13 protein-coding genes are annotated in these 20,220 nt (G+C 57.8%); 5 read left to right on the top strand and 8 right to left on the bottom strand.

Annotation, left to right across the window (positions count from 1 at the left end):
- Window positions 1-16 precede the first annotated feature (16 nt).
- Window positions 17-982 (bottom strand): glucokinase, encoded by a 966-nt coding sequence (locus HLUCCO03_RS11420; protein ID WP_027832415.1) that lies wholly within the window; start codon window positions 980-982, stop codon window positions 17-19.
- On the bottom strand, window positions 979-2,799 hold the full coding sequence (edd, locus tag HLUCCO03_RS11425; protein ID WP_027832416.1) for a phosphogluconate dehydratase: 1,821 nt from the start codon (window positions 2,797-2,799) through the stop codon (window positions 979-981). Before edd ends, HLUCCO03_RS11420 begins: the two co-directional genes overlap by 4 nt.
- A gap of 169 nt (window positions 2,800-2,968) precedes the next feature.
- Between edd and gap the strand changes: the two genes are divergently transcribed.
- Together gap and pyk are read left to right on the top strand one after the other, a co-directional pair.
- Window positions 2,969-3,976 carry a type I glyceraldehyde-3-phosphate dehydrogenase gene (gene gap / locus HLUCCO03_RS11430; protein ID WP_027832417.1) on the top strand — a complete coding sequence of 336 codons (1,008 nt, stop codon included), beginning with the start codon at window positions 2,969-2,971 and terminating at the stop codon, window positions 3,974-3,976.
- A 73-nt stretch (window positions 3,977-4,049) separates the two neighbouring features.
- Window positions 4,050-5,498 (top strand): pyruvate kinase, encoded by a 1,449-nt coding sequence (pyk, locus tag HLUCCO03_RS11435; RefSeq protein ID WP_027832418.1) that lies wholly within the window; start codon window positions 4,050-4,052, stop codon window positions 5,496-5,498.
- A gap of 469 nt (window positions 5,499-5,967) precedes the next feature.
- Here the strand turns inward: pyk and HLUCCO03_RS11440 are convergent, their stop codons facing one another.
- From HLUCCO03_RS11440 to zwf, 3 genes are read right to left on the bottom strand one after another with little or no spacing between them, the layout of a single operon-like run.
- A complete protein-coding gene (locus HLUCCO03_RS11440) occupies window positions 5,968-6,615 on the bottom strand; it encodes a bifunctional 4-hydroxy-2-oxoglutarate aldolase/2-dehydro-3-deoxy-phosphogluconate aldolase (protein ID WP_027832419.1) in 648 nt (215 codons plus the stop codon).
- Between the two features lie 38 nt (window positions 6,616-6,653).
- Complete coding sequence (gene pgl / locus HLUCCO03_RS11445) at window positions 6,654-7,367, bottom strand: 6-phosphogluconolactonase (RefSeq protein WP_027832420.1); 714 nt, start codon at window positions 7,365-7,367, stop codon at window positions 6,654-6,656.
- On the bottom strand, window positions 7,360-8,835 hold the full coding sequence (gene zwf, locus HLUCCO03_RS11450; protein WP_027832421.1) for a glucose-6-phosphate dehydrogenase: 1,476 nt from the start codon (window positions 8,833-8,835) through the stop codon (window positions 7,360-7,362). Before zwf ends, pgl begins: the two co-directional genes overlap by 8 nt.
- Window positions 8,836-9,051: 216 nt before the next feature.
- Here zwf and HLUCCO03_RS11455 point away from each other — a divergent pair, with 216 nt between their 5' ends.
- From HLUCCO03_RS11455 to pulA, 3 genes are all read left to right on the top strand, one after another.
- Window positions 9,052-9,921: a MurR/RpiR family transcriptional regulator gene (locus tag HLUCCO03_RS11455; protein WP_027832422.1), complete on the top strand. Its 870-nt coding sequence runs from the start codon at window positions 9,052-9,054 to the stop codon at window positions 9,919-9,921.
- 276 nt (window positions 9,922-10,197) lie between these two features.
- Window positions 10,198-11,526 (top strand): carbohydrate porin, encoded by a 1,329-nt coding sequence (locus HLUCCO03_RS11460; RefSeq protein ID WP_292016694.1) that lies wholly within the window; start codon window positions 10,198-10,200, stop codon window positions 11,524-11,526.
- Window positions 11,527-11,774: 248 nt separating this feature from the next.
- Entirely contained in the window at window positions 11,775-14,930 is a 3,156-nt protein-coding gene (gene pulA, locus HLUCCO03_RS11465; protein ID WP_027832424.1) for a pullulanase-type alpha-1,6-glucosidase, read from the top strand.
- A gap of 191 nt (window positions 14,931-15,121) precedes the next feature.
- Here the strand turns inward: pulA and HLUCCO03_RS11470 are convergent, their stop codons facing one another.
- The 3 genes from HLUCCO03_RS11470 to lon all read right to left on the bottom strand — a co-directional run bounded on the left by HLUCCO03_RS11470 (window position 15,122) and on the right by lon (window position 20,075).
- On the bottom strand, window positions 15,122-16,975 hold the full coding sequence (locus tag HLUCCO03_RS11470; protein WP_027832425.1) for a SurA N-terminal domain-containing protein: 1,854 nt from the start codon (window positions 16,973-16,975) through the stop codon (window positions 15,122-15,124).
- A 171-nt stretch (window positions 16,976-17,146) separates the two neighbouring features.
- Window positions 17,147-17,419, bottom strand: coding sequence for an HU family DNA-binding protein (locus tag HLUCCO03_RS11475; protein ID WP_027832426.1), 273 nt, complete (start codon window positions 17,417-17,419; stop codon window positions 17,147-17,149).
- 238 nt (window positions 17,420-17,657) lie between these two features.
- Window positions 17,658-20,075: an endopeptidase La gene (lon, locus tag HLUCCO03_RS11480; RefSeq protein WP_292016695.1), complete on the bottom strand. Its 2,418-nt coding sequence runs from the start codon at window positions 20,073-20,075 to the stop codon at window positions 17,658-17,660.
- Window positions 20,076-20,220 lie beyond the last annotated feature (145 nt).

A 20,220-nucleotide genomic window follows, 5' to 3' on the forward strand; every position in this document is an offset into this window, starting at 1 on the left:
GACAACCTTCGCCACACTAAACCTCCGGATTGTTCAGTGCTTCCGCTGCCCCCAGCAGCCCGGTATAGCTTTCGGTGACAACATACACCGGCGTAGCCTCCAGCAGTGGCCGCATGCGACCCTTGTCTTCGAAGCCCTTCTGAAACGGGCTTTCCAGGAAAAAGTCAATAAAGCGCGGGAGGATGCCACCGCACAGGTAGACACCTCCGGTGCCTCCCAGGGTCAGCACACCGTTACCGGCCACGCGGCCCAGTATTTCACAGAAATGACGAAGAGTCTGTCGAGCCAGGGGATCGGATTGCTCCAGCGCGGCCGCGGTGATTTTGTCCGGCGCATCCAGTGGGGCCGCCACTTCCTGTATTTCGGCATGGGCCTGGTAAAGGTTAAGCAGTCCCTGGCCGCACAGAATCCGCTCCACCGACACACGACCAAACCGGGCCTTGAGGATTCGCAGGATGGCCATTTCGGTATCATCCGTGGGTGCAAAATCCACATGGCCGCCTTCCGTCATCAGCGGTACCCAGCCATTCTGCAATGGCACCAGGCCTGAAACTCCCAGGCCGGTTCCCGGCCCGATAACCAAGCGTGGCCGACGGGCATCTCCCGGGCCACCACAAACGTGAACCAGCTTTTCCGCAGCAACATGGGGAACCCCCAGCGCCATGGCGGTGAAATCATTGATGACCTTGAACGCGGTCCAGCCAAACTGGCGGCGCACCTCTTCACTGTCAAATCGCCAGTGATTGTTGGTCATCCTTACCTGGGTGCCGGAAACCGGCGAAGCCACCGCCAGGCAAACGTCCTGGACCTCCCCCACGCCGGTACGCTGGAGATAGTCGGTGATGGCGGAGTCGAGGTTGTCGTAATTGCTGCAGGCCAGTACCTCAATGGCTTCCGGTGTCACATCACCGGAGCGCACGAGGGCGAACCGGGCGTTGGTGCCCCCGATGTCCCCTACCAGCGAATAATTGGTTGTTGTCATGCGTCATGATTCCAGAAAAAGCTGGCACCTTCTTCCGGGGTGCTGGCGGCTTTGCGCATCCAGCCAAACAGTTCCCGGCCCAGGCCATGATGATAACTGCTCAGGTCCGCCTGTTCCGACTCCCGGGTGGCAAATTCATCTTCCGGCACATCGATTTCCAGCTTCCCTGTGACTGCATCCAGGGTAATGACGTCACCGGTGTGCACCCGCGAGAGGGGGCCGCCATTGGCTGCTTCGGGGTATACATGAATAGCGGCAGGTACCTTGCCCGACGCGCCTGACATACGGCCGTCGGTTACCAGCCCGACCTTGTAGCCGCGGTCCTGCAGTACGCCGAGATAGGGTGTCAGCTTGTGCAGTTCCGGCATGCCATTGGCTTTCGGCCCCTGGAAGCGAACTACGACAATGCAGTCCCTGTCGAGATCACCGGCTTCGAAGGCTGCCTTGAGCTCGTTCTGATCGTTGAAGACTACCGCCGGCGCCCTGACGGTTCGGTGCTCCTCGGCCACCGCAGACACCTTGATCACACCCCGGCCAAGGTTGCCATCCAGGACCCGCAGGCCGCCATCAGGGGCGAAGGGCTCATTGGCGGTGCTCAGCACGTCCGGTTTGGCACTGTTTTCCGGAGCGGGCTTCCAGACGAGTTTGTCACCCTCCATTTCAGGCATCCGGGCATACTGCTCCAGGCCATGCCCCATCACCGTTTCCACATCGTTGTGAAGGAAACCGGCCGCAAGCAGTTCCCGGATCAGGAAGGGGGTACCACCAGCCTCGTGGAAGGCGTTCACATCTTCCTGACCATTGGGGTAGATGCGGGTCATGGAAGGCACCACCGATGACAGCTCGGAATAGTCGTTCCAGTCAATGATAATGCCAGCCGCCCGGGCAATGGCGATCCAGTGGATGGTGTGGTTGGTTGAACCACCGGTGACCAGAAGGGCCACCAGCGCATTCACAATGCTTTTCTCATCAATCATGTCCCCCAGGCCGAGCTTGCCACCGTGGGGCCTGGAAAGCCGGATCACCTGCTCCGTGGCTGCACGGGTCAGTTCATCACGCAACTGAGTGCCCGGGTTCACAAATGCCGCTCCCGGCAGGTGCAGGCCCATCACTTCCACCAGAAGCTGATTGCTGTTGGCCGTTCCATAGAAGGTGCAGGTACCCGGACTGTGGTAAGACTTCGACTCCGCCTCGAGTAATTCGTCCCGGCCAATCTTGCCTTCGGCATAAAGCTGGCGAATGCGCTGCTTTTCCTTGTTGGGCAGCCCGGAAGGCATTGGCCCTGCAGGGATCAATATCGTTGGCAGGTACCCGAAGCTCAGGGAACCGATCAGCAGACCCGGCACGATCTTGTCGCAGATACCCAGCAGCACAGTGGCATCAAACATGTTATGACTGAGTGCCACGGACGTGCTCATGGCAATGGTGTCACGGGAGAACAGACTGAGCTCCATGCCCGGTTGCCCCTGGGTTACACCGTCACACATGGCAGGGGTACCACCCGCGAACTGCGCCACTGATCCCATGCCATGGGCCGCCTCCCGGATCACATCCGGAAAATCCTTGTAGGGCTGGTGAGCCGACAGCATGTCGTTATAGGCCGACACAATGGCCACATTGGCCTTGTTCATCAGTTTCAGGGTGTCTTTGTCGGACTGATTACACGCCGCAAACCCATGTGCCAGATTACCGCAGGACAGCGTGCTTCGATGGGGCGACTGCGCCTTCAGCGCTTCCATCCGGCCCAGATAGTCCTGCCGGGTATGACGACTGCGCTCGATGATGCGCCGGGTAACCGCGTCTACAGTCGGGTGCATAGTGGGTCTCCTGAAATTCCGTTATTTGATCGCTTTTTAATTCCCGTAAGTTTACTTACTTTTTTTACCGCTTTCACCCGGGAATCATTCATTTTTCCATTTTTTGTTGTTATATTTACTACATCACCGACAAAGATGAACAATAACCAACCAGATTTGGAGCCAGAACATGACTATTCGCATCGCAATTAACGGCTTCGGGCGCATTGGCCGCAATGTTCTCCGCGCACTTTACGAAAATGACTACCGCAACCAGATGCAGGTGGTTGCCATCAACGACCTGGGCGACGCCGAAACCAACGCCCACCTGCTCAAGTACGACAGCGTTCACGGCCGCTTCAGTGGCATTGTAAACCACGATTCCGAGTCCCTCTCTGTCAATGGTGACCGTATTGCCATTACCGCCATCCGCGACCCGGAAGAGTTGCCCTGGAAAGACTATCACGTGGATGTGGTGTTCGAGTGTACCGGCCTCTTCACCAAACGGGAGAAAGCCGAAGGCCACCTGAAAGCAGGTGCCCGGAAAGTGATCATCTCGGCCCCATCACCCGATGCAGACGCCATGGTGGTGTACGGCGTCAACGACAACATACTGACCGCAGAACACGACATCATCTCCAACGCCTCCTGCACCACCAACTGCCTGGCCCCGGTCGTCGAGGCACTTCATAAGAAGATAGGCATTGAAAGCGGGCTGATGACCACCATTCATTCGTACACCAACGATCAGAAGCTGAGCGATGTCTATCACTCAGACCTTTACCGGGCACGCTCGGCGACCCAGTCAATGATCCCGACAAAAACCGGCGCCGCCGCCGCAATCGGCAAGGTCATACCGGAACTGGCCGGAAAACTTGACGGGCTGGCCGTACGGGTTCCTACTATTAATGTTTCTCTGGTGGATTTCGGCTTTATTACCAGCCGGGATACCACTGTCGAAGAAATCAATGAAGCCGTCAGAGCTGCTGCGCAAAACAGCCCTGTACTGGGCTATAACGTCGAGAAGCTGGTCAGCGTCGACTTCAATCACAACGCCCTGTCCAGTATTTTCGACGCAAACCACACACGGGCCATTGGCCGTCATGCAAAAGTCATGGCCTGGTACGATAATGAATGGGGCTTCTCCAACCGGATGCTCGACAATGCCGCTGTACTGATGAAAAAGGCGAGCCAGTAACCCTGGCCGCCTGCCAGACGTCCACCGGCAATCACCGGAAAGCTCTTCGGAAATCAACAAGGAAACAGGAACCATGCTAAGGCGCACCAAGATCGTCGCCACTCTCGGCCCCGCCACCGACTCACCGGAATCACTCTCTTCCATCATTGCCGCCGGTGTTGATGTAGCCCGGCTGAACTTCTCCCATGGCAGTGCGGAAGATCACATGGAACGGGCCCGTCGGGTGCGCGAAAGCGCAGCCGCCAATGGCCGCTTCGTGGCACTGCTGGCTGACCTGCAGGGACCAAAACTGCGAATTGCGCGCTTCGCCGAGAACAAGGTCACCCTCAGGGCCGGCCAGCAATTCATTCTGGATGCCGCCATGGACAAGGAAGCCGGCAACGAGGAGCGTGTCGGTATTGATTACGAGCAATTGATCGAAGACGTCAAACCGGGCGACATCCTGGTACTGGACGATGGCCGCATCGAAATGGAAGTTGAAACCGTCAACGGCACCAGCATCACCTCCCGCGTGCTCATTGGCGGCCCCCTGTCCAACAACAAGGGCCTGAACAAGCGCGGTGGCGGCCTGTCAGCCGAGGCCCTCACCGAAAAAGACAAACAGGACATCAAAACCGCCGCCCGCCTGGGCGCCGACTATGTGGCCGTGTCTTTCGTGCGCACTGCCGAAGATATGCACGTGGCCCGACGCCTTCTGAAGGAAGCCGGCTCCGAAGCCCGCCTGGTCGCCAAGATCGAACGCGCGGAACTGGCCCACAACAACGCAGCACTGGACGCGGTGATTGAAGCATCGGACGCGGTCATGGTTGCCCGGGGCGACCTCGCGGTCGAGATTGGCGATGCCGAACTGGTGGGTGTGCAGAAGCACATCATCAACCGCGCCCGCGCCCTCAATACGGTGGTCATCACCGCCACCCAGATGATGGAATCCATGATCGAAAACCCCATGCCTACAAGGGCAGAGGTTTCCGACGTGGCCAACGCGGTCATGGACTACACCGACGCGGTGATGCTGTCGGCGGAAACCGCCGTGGGTGATTACCCGACGGAAGCCGTCGAGGCCATGGTGCGCATCTGCATCGGCGCTGAAAAGCAGCCGTCCATGCACCAGTCCAAGCACCGTATCCACGAGAGCATGGAGCATGTGGACGAGGCCATTGCCCTGTCTGCGATGTATGCCGCGAATCACCTGGAAGGCGTAACGTCGATCATCTGCATGTCAGAAACCGGCGCCACTCCCCTGCTGATGTCCCGCATCAAATCCAGCCTGCCGATCTTCACCTTCTCCCGTCACCATTCCACACAGCACCGCGTGACGCTGTTCCGTGGTGTGCAGACGGTGCCGTTTGATTCGGCGATGATTCCGAATGAGCAGACCAATGCCAGGGCAGTTGCAGAGCTGGTGCGGATGGGTGTCGTCAAGGACGGCGACCTGGTGGTGATCACCAAGGGCGATTACGTCAATGCCCAGGGTGGTACCAATACCATGAAGATTGTTCGTGTAGGAACGGATATTCGCTGAGATCAGACTTGGGAGGATTCCTCTTACGTAGCCTGCTGGTTTGGTGCCTGGAGGCTGCGGGGCGGGGCTTCCCAAAAACGCTACAAGCACTTCCCTGTGCGCTTGGAATTGGCCATCCATGGCCAATTACATTTTGGGAAGCCCCGCCCCGCAGCCTCTGTTTTGACCAAGCCGATATCGCTCTTCTTTTCACGTAGGTCGGATTAGCGCAGCGTAATCCGACATTGTTTGCGGTCTCGAAGCTATTTGTCGGATTACGCTGCGCTAATCCGACCTACGGGGGATTCATGCACCCAAGGCGTTACCTGCAAAGCCAGAACAAGCGGTTGGTGGGCCGGTCTTTCGGGAATGTAATTGGCCATGGATGGCCAATTCCAAGCGCACAGGGACGTGCTTGTAGCGTTTCCCGAAAGACCGGCCCACCAATCGCGGATGCACGATCCATCAGGCTACAGACCGACGAGGAAACTCACAGGTCAGCAAGACTCCCACGAACAATCTCCGAAATCTGCCCCCAGTCGCCCGAGGAAACGGTATCACCAGGTGTTAACCAGGTACCACCGACGGCCGAGACATTATCGAGGGCAAGATAGTCCTTTGCGGTATTACGTCGGATTCCGCCAGTCGGGCAGAAAGTGACATCCGGGAAGGGGCCGGCGAAGGCTTTGAGGGCCGGGATGCCGCCAGCCACTTCGGCCGGGAAGAACTTGAATTCCCGGTAGCCCAGGTTGTAGCCCACCATCAGCTCGGAAATGGTCGAGATACCCGGTAACAGCGGAGCTTCCGAGGTTACGCCGAATTCCAGGATAGCCTCGGTGACGCCGGGGGTAATCACGAACTGGGCGCCGGCGGCTTCCACCTGGCGGTACTGGGCGATACTCGTAACCGTGCCCGCGCCTACCCAGGCGTCCGGGATGGCCTTTCTTACCTGTTCAATGGCTTTCAGACCGTGGGGCGTGCGCAGGGTGATTTCCAGCACCCGGATACCGCCGTCGACCAGCGCCTGACACAGCGGCAGCGCCTGGTCCGGATGATTGATGGTGATCACCGGAACCAGGGGAGAGGCGCTCAGCACCGACCGGACCCGTTCACGGTGATAGTCAGACAATTGGTTCATAGTATTCTCCGTTAAAGCAGGTCGGTTGCCAGCGGCGCTCAGGCGCTCCAGTAAATCTGCAGGCCAGGCTTGAGGAAAGCGCGAACAGGCATTTCCTTCACCCGGCCAATGTCACTACAGGCCGCCTGCAAGGTTTTCAGTTTGTCATCCCCCTTCAGGTGCAGCGCAGTGAAACCGGCGCGACTCAGGGCCCGCAGGGTCAGGGTAATGCGCCTCTGGTGCTGGGAAGCGGGCGTCATCGGCGCCACGATGGCGGCGGAATCGGAATCAAGCGCTTCGTCCAGCTCGGGGGCATCGGGAAACAGGGAAGCGGTATGGCCGTCATTGCCCATTCCCAGGACCAGCACATCCAGCGGCAGATGAAGGTCTGCGAGTGCTGCCTCGACGGCCGGAAGGCCATCAGCCGGCGTGTCTCCGGGCTTCTTGAGGGACAGATAGCGCGCTTCCGCGGCGGGGCCCTTCAGCAGGTGTTCCCTGACCAGGCGGGTATTGCTGGCCTCGTCGTCCTCGGGCACCCAGCGCTCGTCCGCCAGCAGCACATCGATTCTGGCCCAGTCCAGAGTCTTCTCCCGCAATGCCCGGAAAAATGGCAGCGGGGTGGAGCCACCAGACACCACAAGACTGGCGCGGGGAGCAATCAGAAGCCGCTCTGAAAGATGGCTGGCAACTGCATCCGCCAATGCCCCGGCGGCATCGTCCGGCGTGTCGAAAAAGTGCGCATCCACCGCATCCGGCAGGCCAAGGTCATGCATCTTCATACCAGCTCCTCCCATCCCGGGTGATCATGGCAATGGAGGCAACCGGCCCCCAGGTGCCCGCGGCATATCGCTTGGGGGGCACGCCACTGTCGTCCCAGTTACGCATGATCTGGTCAACCCATTGCCAGGCGTGCTCCACTTCGTCACGGCGAACGAACAGGTACTGATTGCCCTTCATAACCTCCCACAGCAGACGCTCATAGGCGTCAGGAATCCGGTCGGTTTCAAAGGTTTCCGAGAACGTCAGCTCCAGCGGCCCCTGGCGCAGCCGCATACCTTTATCCAGGCCCTGGTCCTTGGTGAGAATCTGCAACGACATGCCTTCGTCCGGCTGCAGACGGATAATCAGCTTGTTGTTGGCCAGGTGTTTCTGGTCCGGGTCGAAGATGTAGTGTGGTGCCGGCTTGAAATGGATGATGATCTGGGACAGCTTCTCTGGCAGGCGTTTGCCGGTACGGATGTAGAAAGGCACGCCGGACCAGCGCCAGTTGTCGATTTCGGCTTTCAGGGCGACAAAGGTTTCCGTTTTGCTGCCCCTGATGGCCCCCTCCTCTTCCAGGTAACCGGGCACCGGTTTACCACCACTGGTGCCTGCGGTGTACTGGCCCCGCACCACGTGAGTGTCCATGAGATCAGGGGTGATCTGGCGCAGCGCCTTCAGCACCTTTACTTTCTCGTTACGGATACTGTCGGCAGAGAGATCCGAAGGTGGATCCATGGCAATCAGGCACAGGAGCTGCAGCAGGTGGTTCTGCACCATGTCGCGAACCTGGCCGGCCTTGTCGAAATAGCCCCAGCGACCCTCAATACCTACACTCTCCGCCACCGAAATCTCTACGTGGGAAATGTGGTTCTGATCCCACTGGGAGGCAAAAAGGTTGTTGGCGAAACGCAGGGCGATCAGGTTCTGGACCGTTTCCTTGCCCAGGTAGTGATCGATTCGGAACAACTGGTTCTCGTTATAAACTTCCCCCAGCTCATCGTTTATCACCTTGGATGATGCCAGGTCGTGACCGATGGGCTTCTCAACCACTACCCGGGTGTCCTGATCGCAACAGCCGTTGCTTCTCAGATTGCGGGCGATGACACCATACATGGACGGCGGCGTTGCCATATAGACAATCAGATTGCTGGTTTCACTACTGCGCCATTCATTCAGTGCGCCATAACCGTCCGGGTCGGTAAAATCCAGAAACTGATAGTCCACCCGCTGCAGAAACCTTTCAGCCGCATCCGCATCGAACTCAGCCTCCTTTACGTGCTCCCTGAGCTTGTCCAGGAGTATTTTGCGAATCTCGGCGGTGTCCGCCTTGTTTCTGGCAATCGCGAGGATACGACTGCCCCTGTGCAGCAACCCGGCAAGCTCCAACTGGTAAAGCGCCGGAAACAGCTTTCGTTGCGCCAGGTCGCCCAGCGCTCCAAACATCATCAGGTCACAGCGGGTATTGATTGGGTCAGCCATCGGTTCCCTTCTCTCTTTGTTTTCGTGCCGAACTGCTCAGACTGCACGACTCGAGGCGTCAATGTAGTAATATTATGCAAATAATGACACCCATAACGAATTTTTCCAAGGATATTTTCCAATTTATGATACTTTTACTACCACAAATTACCACAAAACACGCTATAATCAGCGCGGATTTTGACAAGAAAGCCGATAAATCAGGGAGTACTCTCAATGCCAGCCAACCAGGCGCAACGCGACGACAATCTGCTCGAAGATATCCAGCTGAGACTGGACACTCTTAACAAATCCGAGCGCAAGGTTGCCGAGGCAATTCTTCGCGATCCCAGCGCCGCTACCCGCTACAGCATAGCCGCGCTGGCCAGGGCTGCTGACGTCAGCGAGCCCACGGTCAACCGCTTCTGCCGCGGGTTTTCCGCCACCGGATTCCCTGATTTCAAAATACGCCTTGCGCAAAGCATAGCAACCGGCACGCCCTACATCGGGCAGAATGTAGAGCCTGATGACACGGTGGCAGAGTTCGCCGACAAAATCATGCTCAGCACCATTGCCAGCCTCGACAAGGCACGCCAGGCCCTCGACCCCAAGGCCCTGTCCGCAGCCATTGATTACCTGATCCAGGCCAAACAGATCAATTTCTTCGGCATGGGTGGTTCGGCCCCCGTGGCAATGGATGCACAGCACAAGTTTTTCCGCTTCAACATTCCGGTGATGTCCTACGACGATGCACTCATGCAGCGTATGGTTGCCGCGGGCAGTACAACCGGCGATGTGATCGTACTGATCTCCTACACGGGGCGCACCCGTGAAACCGTTGAAATCGCCCAGCAGGCCAGAAATAACGGGGCCACCGTCATCGGCATCACCATGCCGGGATCACCCCTTGCCGAGGCCTGCACCGTGGTAATAGAAGTCACGGCCCCGGAAGACACCGAAGTCTACATGCCCATGTCGTCACGGATCATCCATCTTACGGTGATCGACATTCTGGCCACCGGTGTCACACTCAAACGCGGCGCAGACTTCCTGGGCCACCTGAAAAAGATCAAGGAAAGCCTGAAACCAACGCGGTTTCCAGTCTAGCCAACCACCCTGATCGTGCATGGAAGCCACTGATTTACCAACTCGTCCTTCTACGCCCCTCCTCCCCCTGAGAACTCACCCCCCTTTTTCTTCAGGGCGGAGGATGTACTCATCTGCCGGTTACAGGACTATGAAATCCGGTTTCCCAATGTCTGATTGGCAGAAGCTGCAATCACGGGAACCGGAGGCCTGATCCGGCCCCGCCTGTTTCCATGAGAGGAGGCCGGAACTTCCGCTTCCCTGACATTCAAAAAAGACAAAAAGCACAGGACACAGATGATGCAGAACAATAAGCGCTTTTCCCCGAACAAACTCCCGCTGGCCACTGCGGTGACAGCGGCCATCATGGCCTCTCCGGCCATTGCTGTTGACTTCCATGGTTACGCGCGTTCAGGCCTCTCCACCAATACCGGCAGCGGTGGCGAGCAGACCTGTTTCGGCAGCGGCGCCAACGGCCACTTTGTCGGCCGCCTTGCGGATGAGTGCGACACCTACGCGGAGCTGGCGTTTGGTGACGAACTCTTCAGCGAAGATGGCAAAACCTTCCGCCTTGATTCCATGGTTTCCTACGAAGCCATCAACCAGGGTAACGACTACCAGGCCTATGACGGCGCTGATGACGTCAATGGCGTTGACTTTGGCGGCGAGGAAACCACCCGCAACAACGGCAACCCTTACAGCGGTGGCGAAGTGGCTGTGCGCCAGCTTTATGTTTCCGGCACCAATGTGATCGAATCCCTTCCCGGTGCCACCCTGTGGGCCGGCAAGCGCTTCTACAAGCGTCACGACGTACACCAGCTTGATCTGTTCTACATCAACAACTCCGGCTATGGCGCCGGTATCGAAAACATCGAGGCAGGTGCAGGCCAGTTCTCCGCTGCGTGGATCAATTTCGACAAGCAGGAAAGCGACACCATCGTCCAGAACAATAAACTGGACCTGCGCTACGCCTTCCCGGTTGGCGAAAGCACCCTGACACTCGCTGGTATCTACGGCACAGCGGACCTGACGGACGAGCAGGAAGCGGCAGGCATCATGGATGAAGATGGCTTCTTCGGCACCGTTGAACTGTCAACCGGTATCATGGGCGGCTTCAACAAGTTCGTCCTGCAATACGCCACGGATTCCCTGGGTGAAGCGGCGTTTGCCAATCAGGGTGGTAATGCCAGCCTGAATGCGCCCTATTATGATGGCACGCTCGAAAAGAGCTGGCGTGTACTCAACCATGGCGTGATCAAGCTTGGCGGTCCCTGGGAACTGGGTTACTCCGCTCTTTACTCCCAGGGTGAAACCTACGGCCCGATCAATGAGGAAGAACCCACCCGCCTGAGCGTGGTTGCCCGCCCGACCTACAACTGGAACTCAGTGACCAGCACCGCGGTGGAAGTGGGCTATGAGGACGTACACCAGCCCTTCAATGACGACGCTACAGACCTGCAGAAAGTGGCGGTCTCACAGCAGTGGAGCGCTGGCCCTGGCTACTGGGCAAGGCCGGTAATCCGCGCGTACGCAGCCGCGTTCTTCGGCGATCAGGCCGAAGCCGCTCGCAGCGAAGGCATCGATGGCGACATTCAGGTCGGTGCCCAGATCGAAGCCTGGTGGTAAGGCTCTAAACTCCACACTCTCTCGTTGGACCTCTTTGGGCCGGCTTTCACGCCGGCCCTTTTTTTTCGCCCTGTTCCGCTTCGCACTACTCCCCCACCCTCCCCGCAATCTACGCCTGCAAAAGTCAGCTGCCGAAGGATGTGCCCCGCTGACGTTCGCGCAACCATGAAACCGTGACACAAGCGCACGGGCATTGCCGGTTCGCAAGTCACCCTCCAAACAAAAACAACGGCAAAAGGATATCTGTTATGCCTGACCATAAACTGGTTGCAGGTGGCTGGGTGCTGGCGCTTTCGCTGGCCCTGACCGGTTGCAACTCCGGTAGCAGCAGCTCTTCTCCGGATAACGATGACGCCGGTAGCGAAGACTCGACCACTCTGCTCGAGCCCGGCGAGAACGAAGCCATCCTCTATTACAAACGCCCGGAAGGCGACTACGACGGCTGGGGCCTGCACCTCTGGAATGACGCAGCCGCAGGGTGCGACGGGCTGGCCGAAGATGTGCCAACGGAGTGGAGTGATCCGCGCAGCCATGATGGCGTTAATGATACTTACGGCGCCTACTACATCATCCCCATGCGCGACGGCGGAGACTGCATGAATTTCATCATGCACAAGGGTGATGAAAAAGACCTGGGTGATGATGACCACCGCTGGCACTTCGATGCCCTGGGCAATCGGATATTTACCCTCAGCGGCAGCGAATTGCTCTCGCCGGACCCGATAGAGTCGGAAGAAATGACCATCGATGGCGCCAGGGCCCACTGGCTCGATGCCGGCACACTGGTGTTTGCAGACACGGCCGATGCAGCCCGCGTGGAGCTCCGCTACGACGCCAATGCCGGCATTTCCGTTGATGACGCCAACAACACCCTTGAAGGCGGAAAAACGATCGAGCTCAGCGCCACAACCCTGTCGCCCGAACTGGAACAGGCGTTCCCGCATCTGGCCGGCTGGCCGGCCTACTCGGTGGATGCCGACACCCAGACCAGGGAAGAAGCCCTGCGCGGGCAGCTGGTAGCCGGCGCCTTCAACAGCGACGATGAATTGATATCCGCCACCCGCCTGCAAATCCCGGGGGTGTTGGATCAGCTTTATACCTACGATGGCGCCCTGGGTGCCACGGTAAACGGGGCCGATACCGACTTTAAGGTCTGGGCGCCAACGGCGCAGAACATGCGCCTGCACGTGTTCAATGCCGACGGCAGTACAGTCACTGGCTTCCCTGTGGATATGACCCGCAACGACGGCGTCTGGCAGCACACTGCGAACACCGCCGAGGTGGACCGGAAGTTCTACCAGTACGAAGTCACCGTGTATCACCCCCGTACCGATGCCATTGAAACCACCATGACCTCGGACCCTTACGCCCGGAGCCTGTCTGAAAATGGCCAGTATGCCCAGGTGGTTAACCTCGCCGACAGTGACCTGAAGCCCGCAGACTGGGATTCACTGGCGACGCCGCCCATGCAGGCACCGGAAGACGTGGTGGTGTACGAGGCCCACATAAGGGACTTCAGTGCGACAGACGAGACAGTAACCGCTGAAAACCGGGGTAAGTACGCCGCATTCACCGAAACGTCAACCGATGGCATGAAGCACCTGGCGTCCATGGCCGATGCCGGCATCACCCACCTGCACCTGCTACCGGCATTCGACATTGCCACCGTCAACGAAGACCCGGACCAAATCGTGAATATAGACGACGATTTCAGCCGACTGTGCGACCTGTCGGACGACGCTGCGGAAAGCTACGGGGAACATTGTGATAGCGGCAACTCCATTCGCCAGGTGCTGGAAACCTTCGACCCGGCCACCGGGAAGGCCCAGGCATTGCACGACACATTTCGAAGCCTGGACAGCTTCAACTGGGGCTATGACCCGGTCCACTTCACCGTGCCGGAAGGCAGCTATGCCTCAGACGCCCACGGCGTTGCCCGTATTGTGGAATTCCGGGAAATGGTGCAGTCAGCGACCAACCTGGGCCTGAACGTGGTACTGGATGTGGTCTACAACCATACCAATGCCTCTGGCCTGGCCGAGAAGTCGGTACTGGACAAGCTGGTTCCCGGTTACTATCACCGCCAGAACCCGGAAACCGGAGTGGTGGAGCAGTCCTCCTGCTGTGAAAATACCGCCTCCGAGCACCGGATGATGGAAAAGCTGATGATCGATTCCCTGGTGACCTGGGCCTCGGAATACAGTATCTCTGGTTTCCGCTTTGACCTGATGGGCCATCACATGCTCTCGAACATGGAGAACGCCCTGGATGCGGTTAAAGCGGTTGACCCGGATACCTACTTCTACGGTGAAGCCTGGAACTTCGGCGAAGTAGCCAACAACGCCCGGGGCGTCAATGCCATTCAGGCCAATATGGCGGGAACCGGCATCGGCTCCTTCAATGATCGCCTTCGTGACGCTGTCCGCGGTGGCGGCCCCTTTGATGAGGGTGACTTCATCCGCGCCAACCAGGGCTTTGCCAACGGGCTGTTCAGCATCCCCAACGACCGCAACAGCGGCAGCGACACGGAAAAAGAACGCCTGCTGCAAGTCAGTGACTGGATCCGTATCGGCATTGCCGGCAGCCTCAGTGACTACTCCCTGGTGACCGCAGACGGCTCCACGAAGACCGGTGCCGAGATCGATTACAACGGTCAGAACGCCGGTTATACCAGCGACCCCCAGGAAATCATCAACTACGTCTCCAAGCACGACAACCAGACACTCTGGGACAACAACCAGTACAAGGCGGATTTCGCCACCACACATGGGGAACGTGCCCAGATGCAGGTGATTGGGCTTTCCGTGCCCATTCTCAGCCAGGGCATACCGTTCATCCATATGGGCTCTGAGCTGTTGCGCTCCAAATCCATGGAGCGGGACAGCTACGATTCCGGCGACTGGTTCAACGAGGTGGACTTCAGTTACCAGGAAACCGCCTGGAACCGCGGCCTGCCACGCCAGGACAAGGATGGCGCCAACTGGGACCTGATCACAGAGGTTATCGGCCAGTTTGAAACCGGCCCTGCCGCGAGTGACATCAACTACACCCGTGAACAGGTGGAGGAGTTGTTGACGGTGCGAAACCAGAGTGAGCTGTTCCGGTTGCAAACCGCAGAGCAGGTCAGTGAGCGCCTGGACTTCCACAACACAGGTACGGATCAGGTACCCGGAGTCATTCTGTTCAGTCTGGATGACGGCCCCGACAACGGTCTTACCGATCTCGACAGTGATGTCGACCAGCTCGTTGTCTTCATCAACAGTACCGGCTCCGAACAGACGCTGGACACCAGCCTGGATGGCACCTTCTCGGTGATGGCCGACACCTCTCCCGGTGAGAGCGCAGCGGCAACCAGCGGCACCTTCACGGTACCCGCGTTGTCCGTCGCAGTATTCAGCAGATAGTCCGGCAAGCCCGGACATACCGTGCCCCACGGCCCGACCGGGCCGTGGGGCAGACAACAACAAAGGAGAACACCATGAACAAGCGACAAGCCGGAAATCTACATCGAAGAGGCCAACTAAAAGGCCCGCAACGATGTGCGGGCCTTATTTAATTTTGCCAGAAGGCACCCTGTCGCGGGTGCCTTTCTTGTTTACTGTCGCTCTATTTCGGAGTTGTCCCGCAGGTATTGCCTGTAGGCACTGTACTCACGCTGTCCTTCCAGTGACGCCAGGAAACCACGCAACTGGCGGAACTCTTCGCCATCACGGTCTACCTCGCCGTCGTTAACCGCATCCAGGGCAAGGATTGTCACGCGGTCATCCGATACCACCGAACCAAACACGTTGCTGTCGTCATCGGGGCGACTGAGGGAAAAGACTTCCGCCATCACGGCATTACCCAGGACAAGATTATTCCTCGACTGGTCCTCGTAGGACTGCCACTCGCCGATATCCAGATCGTCAAGACTCTTACCGGATTCCAGATCAGCGATGATAGTGTCGGCGCGCTCCTGCAGGGCCTCACGGGTCTTCTGGCGAATCAACGAAGTGCGGATCTCCTCTGACACCTCTTCAAGCGGCTTTTTCTGCGCTTCGTAGTACTCACTGACCCTCGCCACGACGGATATGTTGTCGCCGACATCAATCAGCTCGGTATTGAAACCATCCTTCAGCACATCGTCGGAAAACAGCTGGCGCACCAGTCCTGAGTGATCGAAGGGCGCATCACCACCCTCTTCCGTGATATCGCTTTTTTCCCGCACCTCAAGGCCCAGCTCCTCGGCAGGACCAGCGAGGTCATCCGCCGCATAAGCCAGGTCCGCGAGCTCAGAACGAACCTCGGCAAAGCGCTCGGCTGCCTCTCGTTCCGCCAGTTCACGGCGGAGCTCGTCTTCCACTTCCTCCAGGGGAGGCGTGTCGGCCTTCTGAACATCATCAAGCCTTATCAGATGAACACCAAAGCTCGTGGATACCGGCTCGGAGACTTCCCCTTCCTCCAGGGCAAACAGCGCGTCTTCAAACGCCGAATCGTAGACACCGCGCTCTGCAAAACCGAGATCTCCACCCTGTTCGGCAGAGGACGTATCGATAGAGAACTCTTTGGCCAGATCGGAGAATGCTTCTCCGTCTTCAAGGCGCTGCTGGATAGTCGCCATGGTCTCGTCAGCGTCAGCACCGTCCTCGATCAGGATGTGCGACGCACGGCGCTCTTCCTTTGCCAGCTCGGACGACCGCTCTTCGTAGAATTCCTGCAACTGCTCATCCGTCACGTCGACGCTTTCGGCGAGGGCTTCCCGCGATAGCGCGATATAACGGGCATCCACGCGCTCCGGTTGCTGGAACTCATCGTCGTTGTCCTGGTAATAGGCTTCAATCTCGGCGTCGGTCACCTCTACTTCATCACGCACCGTATCTGCAGCCAGCGTTACCGCCCGAAAATCACGGGTCTGGTTCTGTATGCGCAAAAGTTGAGCCACATTCTCATCAGCCACGGTAGCGCTTTGCTCTATTCCGGCGCGGATCTGGTTAACCACATACTGCTTACGCATGGTTTCCCGGAACTCACCAACACCCATACCCATATTGCGGACCGTAGAAACAAACCGGTCACGGTTGAAGGAGCCATCCACCTGGAACTGGGGCATCTGGGTGATCAGCGAGTCGATATCCTGGTCTGAGAGTTCCAGGCCCTGTGCCTCCGCATCCTGGGTCAGGACCTTCTCCTGAATCAGTGACTCCAGTACATCCCGGCGAACCTGATCTTCATCCAGCATGGACGGATCCGGATCATCCATCTCGGACAGGCGCCTCTGGCTCTCCATCTGAACCACGCGAAGAAATTCCCGCTCGGTTACATCTTCACCGTTAACTGTCGCAACCTCGGGCTCGCCGGAGAAACCACCGACAATCGCGTCCATACCCCAGATTGAGAGTGAAACAATCAGAAGGCCAATGATGACTTTGGCAATGGTGCCCTGGGCATTATCCCGCATATCTTGAAGCATGTTTCTCCCGGATCCCTGATCAATGTCTGTAAGGGTCGCTTAACGTAAAAAGGCGCATTCATTCAGGAATGCGCCTTGAATTCATCAGAGCTGGTTGACTGCGGTATTGCCACCGGGCCAACCGCTCCGGCAACGCCCCATGTTCCGGGCCTTGCCAAATGAAAGCTGCCGTTACTTGACGGCGTCTTTCAGAGCCTTACCTGCCTTGAACCCAGGCACTTTGGAGGCCGGAATCTTGATTTCGGCACCTGTTTGCGGGTTACGGCCGGTACGGGCAGCACGCTCCTTGACGGAGAAGGTACCAAAACCAATCAGAGTTACCTGATCGCCTTTCTTCAGGGCACCGGTAATGGAGGTGGTCATGGCATCCAGAGCGCGGCCAGCGGCGGCTTTGGAAATATCTGCGGATTCTGCAATTGCATCGATCAGTTCGGACTTGTTCACACTAAACCCCTTCGATTTCAGGTTGAAGATGTTATAGGTTGGTTTGTTGTTTCCTGGACGTTCCCGACTATCGCATAAGCGGTCAGAGAATTCCATTCTTCACTATTTTTATTCCTTGCGGCTACTAACCGGTGTTCGGAATAGGCATTAACTGCGCGGGAGCCCTTGATATTGGCTGCTTCACGGCGAAACAGTTATACCAATGGGCTCTCTGGCATGTCAACAACACAGCACGTGTTTAATGTGTATTTATGCGCTCCGCCGCTTCGCCGTCATCCTCACGGGGAGTCCCGGAAGGCTTTTCTGACGACGAATCTTCGGTACGTGGTTCCGGGGGATAAGCCAGTGCAATATCCAGCACTTCGTCAATCCACTTGACCGGCCGGATCTCCAGTGACTCTTTGATATTATCCGGTATCTCCTTGAGATCACGGACATTATCATCAGGAATGATCACCGTCTTGATGCCGCCTCGATGAGCCGCCAACAGCTTTTCCTTGAGCCCGCCAATGGCCAGAACCCGGCCACGCAAGGTGATCTCACCGGTCATCGCCACGTCGGCCCGTACCGGAATCTGGGTCAATGCAGAAACCAGTGCGGTACACATGCCGATACCGGCGCTGGGGCCATCTTTCGGCGTCGCGCCTTCCGGAACGTGCACGTGAAGGTCGTGTTTCTCGTGGAAATCGTCACTGATACCCAGGCCAAGCGCACGACTTCTGACCACCGTCAAAGCGGCCTGAATTGACTCCTGCATGACATCACCCAGGGAGCCCGTCTTGACTACCCTGCCCTTGCCCTTGGTCAGTGCACATTCCAGCGTCAACAGTTCACCGCCAACCTGGGTCCAGGCCAGACCGGTTACCTGTCCGACCTGATTCTTCTCCTCGGCCAGGCCATACTTGAACTTCTTCACCCCCGAGTAGTCCTCAAGCACCTCTGGCGTGAGGGTTACAGAGGCCTTGTCACCGCTTTCAACGTGATCACGCACCACCTTGCGGCAGATCTTCGCGATCTCGCGCTCCAGGCCACGTACGCCCGCCTCACGGGTGTAGTAGCGGATCAGGTCACGGAGCGTTTCTTCCGGAATATCAAGTTCGTTCTTGCGAAGGCCATTGGCCTTGATCTGCTTGGGCAACAGGTACCGGAGCGCAATGTTGACCTTCTCGTCTTCGGTGTAACCCGGAATACGGATGATTTCCATGCGGTCCAGCAGGGCCGGCGGAATGTCCATGGAGTTGGAAGTGCACACGAACATCACGTCCGAGAGATCATAATCCACTTCCAGGTAGTGGTCGTTGAAGGTGTGATTCTGCTCAGGATCCAGCACCTCAAGAAGGGCTGACGCCGGGTCACCACGGTGATCCATGCCCATCTTGTCGATTTCATCAAACAGGAACAGCGGGTTCTTCACTCCCACCTTGGACAGTTTCTGCAGCAGTTTTCCGGGCAAGGCTCCGATATAGGTTTTCCGGTGACCCCGGATTTCGGCCTCGTCACGTACGCCACCCAGCGCCATACGGGTGTATTTGCGATTGGTCGCACGGGCAATGGACTGCCCCAGGGACGTCTTGCCGACACCGGGAGGGCCCACCAGACACAACACAGGACCCTTGACCTTCTTCACACGGCTCTGGACCGCCAGGTACTCAAGAATGCGCTTCTTGACTTCATCCAGGCCGTAATGATCTTCGTCCAGAATCTCACGGGCTTTTTCGATATCGTGGCGAACGCGGCTGCGTTTCTTCCAGGGGATGGCCAGCATCCAGTCTATGTAGCCACGCACCACCGTCGCTTCCGCCGACATGGGCGACATCATCTTGAGCTTGTTAAGCTCCGCCTCTGTCTTCTTGCGGGCCTCTTCCGGCAAACCGGCTTCTTCCAGCTTCTGCTCAAGCTCTTCGAAGTCGTTGTTACCCTCGCCGAGGTTACCCATTTCCTTCTGGATCGCCTTCATCTGCTCGTTGAGGTAATACTCCCGCTGGCTGCGCTCCATCTGTTTCTTGACGCGGCCGCGGATACGCTTCTCAACTTCAATCAGGTCAATTTCACCATCGAGCTTGCCCAACAGCAGATCCACACGCTGGCGAATTTCCAGTGCTTCCAGCAGCTCCTGCTTCTCCGGAATCTTGAGTTCCAGATGGGCCGCCATGGTGTCCGCCAGGCGCTCGAGCTCATTGATGCCGGTCAGCGCATTGGAAACCTCGGAGGGTACCTTTCTGGAGAGTTTCACGTACTTCTCGAACTCGTCCATCAGGGTTTTGACCAGCACTTCCTCTTCCCGTGCCGGCAGGGAGTCTTCATCCATCAACATGGCCTTGCCGGCCAGGTACTCGCCGTCGGCAATGTCGGTAATGGTGGCACGGGCATTGCCCTCAACCAGAACCTTGACGGTTCCGTCAGGCAGCCTGAGCATTTGCAGCACGGTGGCCACGGTGCCCATGGCGAATACATCGTCCGGGCCCGGTTCGTCCGTGGAGGCATCTCTCTGGGCAACCAGCAGGATTTCCTTGTTGCCCTCCATGGCCGCTTCCAGCGCCTGTATGGACTTTTCACGGCCAACAAACAGCGGCACTACCATGTGCGGGAACACCACCACGTCTCTCAGCGGCAACAGCGGGTATTCTTGCACAGATTCTTCAGGTATCAGGGTCATAGAAAATCCTCTGACGGTATTTATTTCAGCATATCACCCTTCATTGGGGCGACAGCAAAAATTGCAATCTTTTTACAGTTTCCGCGGGGGCTTTGCTGCTCACGCCGGGCATAAAAAAAGGGCGTCGCCGCCCTTTTTTTATGCA

This window comes from Marinobacter sp. HL-58 (assembly GCF_001314605.1).
In the GTDB taxonomy this organism is placed as follows: Bacteria; Pseudomonadota; Gammaproteobacteria; order Pseudomonadales; family Oleiphilaceae; genus Marinobacter.

Excerpts from the sequence above, each read along its gene's own strand:
- zwf (WP_027832421.1), bottom strand. The coding sequence starts at position 8,835 with ATGGCTGACCCAATCAATACCCGCTGTGACCTGATGATGTTTGGAGCG.
- HLUCCO03_RS11420 (WP_027832415.1), bottom strand. The coding sequence starts at position 982 with ATGACAACAACCAATTATTCGCTGGTAGGGGACATCGGGGGCACCAAC.
- pyk (WP_027832418.1), top strand. The coding sequence starts at position 4,050 with ATGCTAAGGCGCACCAAGATCGTCGCCACTCTCGGCCCCGCCACCGAC.
- edd (WP_027832416.1), bottom strand. The coding sequence starts at position 2,799 with ATGCACCCGACTGTAGACGCGGTTACCCGGCGCATCATCGAGCGCAGT.
- lon (WP_292016695.1), bottom strand. The coding sequence starts at position 20,075 with ATGACCCTGATACCTGAAGAATCTGTGCAAGAATACCCGCTGTTGCCG.
- pulA (WP_027832424.1), top strand. The coding sequence starts at position 11,775 with ATGCCTGACCATAAACTGGTTGCAGGTGGCTGGGTGCTGGCGCTTTCG.
- HLUCCO03_RS11460 (WP_292016694.1), top strand. The coding sequence starts at position 10,198 with ATGATGCAGAACAATAAGCGCTTTTCCCCGAACAAACTCCCGCTGGCC.
- HLUCCO03_RS11470 (WP_027832425.1), bottom strand. The coding sequence starts at position 16,975 with ATGCTTCAAGATATGCGGGATAATGCCCAGGGCACCATTGCCAAAGTC.
- HLUCCO03_RS11440 (WP_027832419.1), bottom strand. The coding sequence starts at position 6,615 with ATGAACCAATTGTCTGACTATCACCGTGAACGGGTCCGGTCGGTGCTG.
- pgl (WP_027832420.1), bottom strand. The coding sequence starts at position 7,367 with ATGCATGACCTTGGCCTGCCGGATGCGGTGGATGCGCACTTTTTCGAC.
- gap (WP_027832417.1), top strand. The coding sequence starts at position 2,969 with ATGACTATTCGCATCGCAATTAACGGCTTCGGGCGCATTGGCCGCAAT.
- HLUCCO03_RS11455 (WP_027832422.1), top strand. The coding sequence starts at position 9,052 with ATGCCAGCCAACCAGGCGCAACGCGACGACAATCTGCTCGAAGATATC.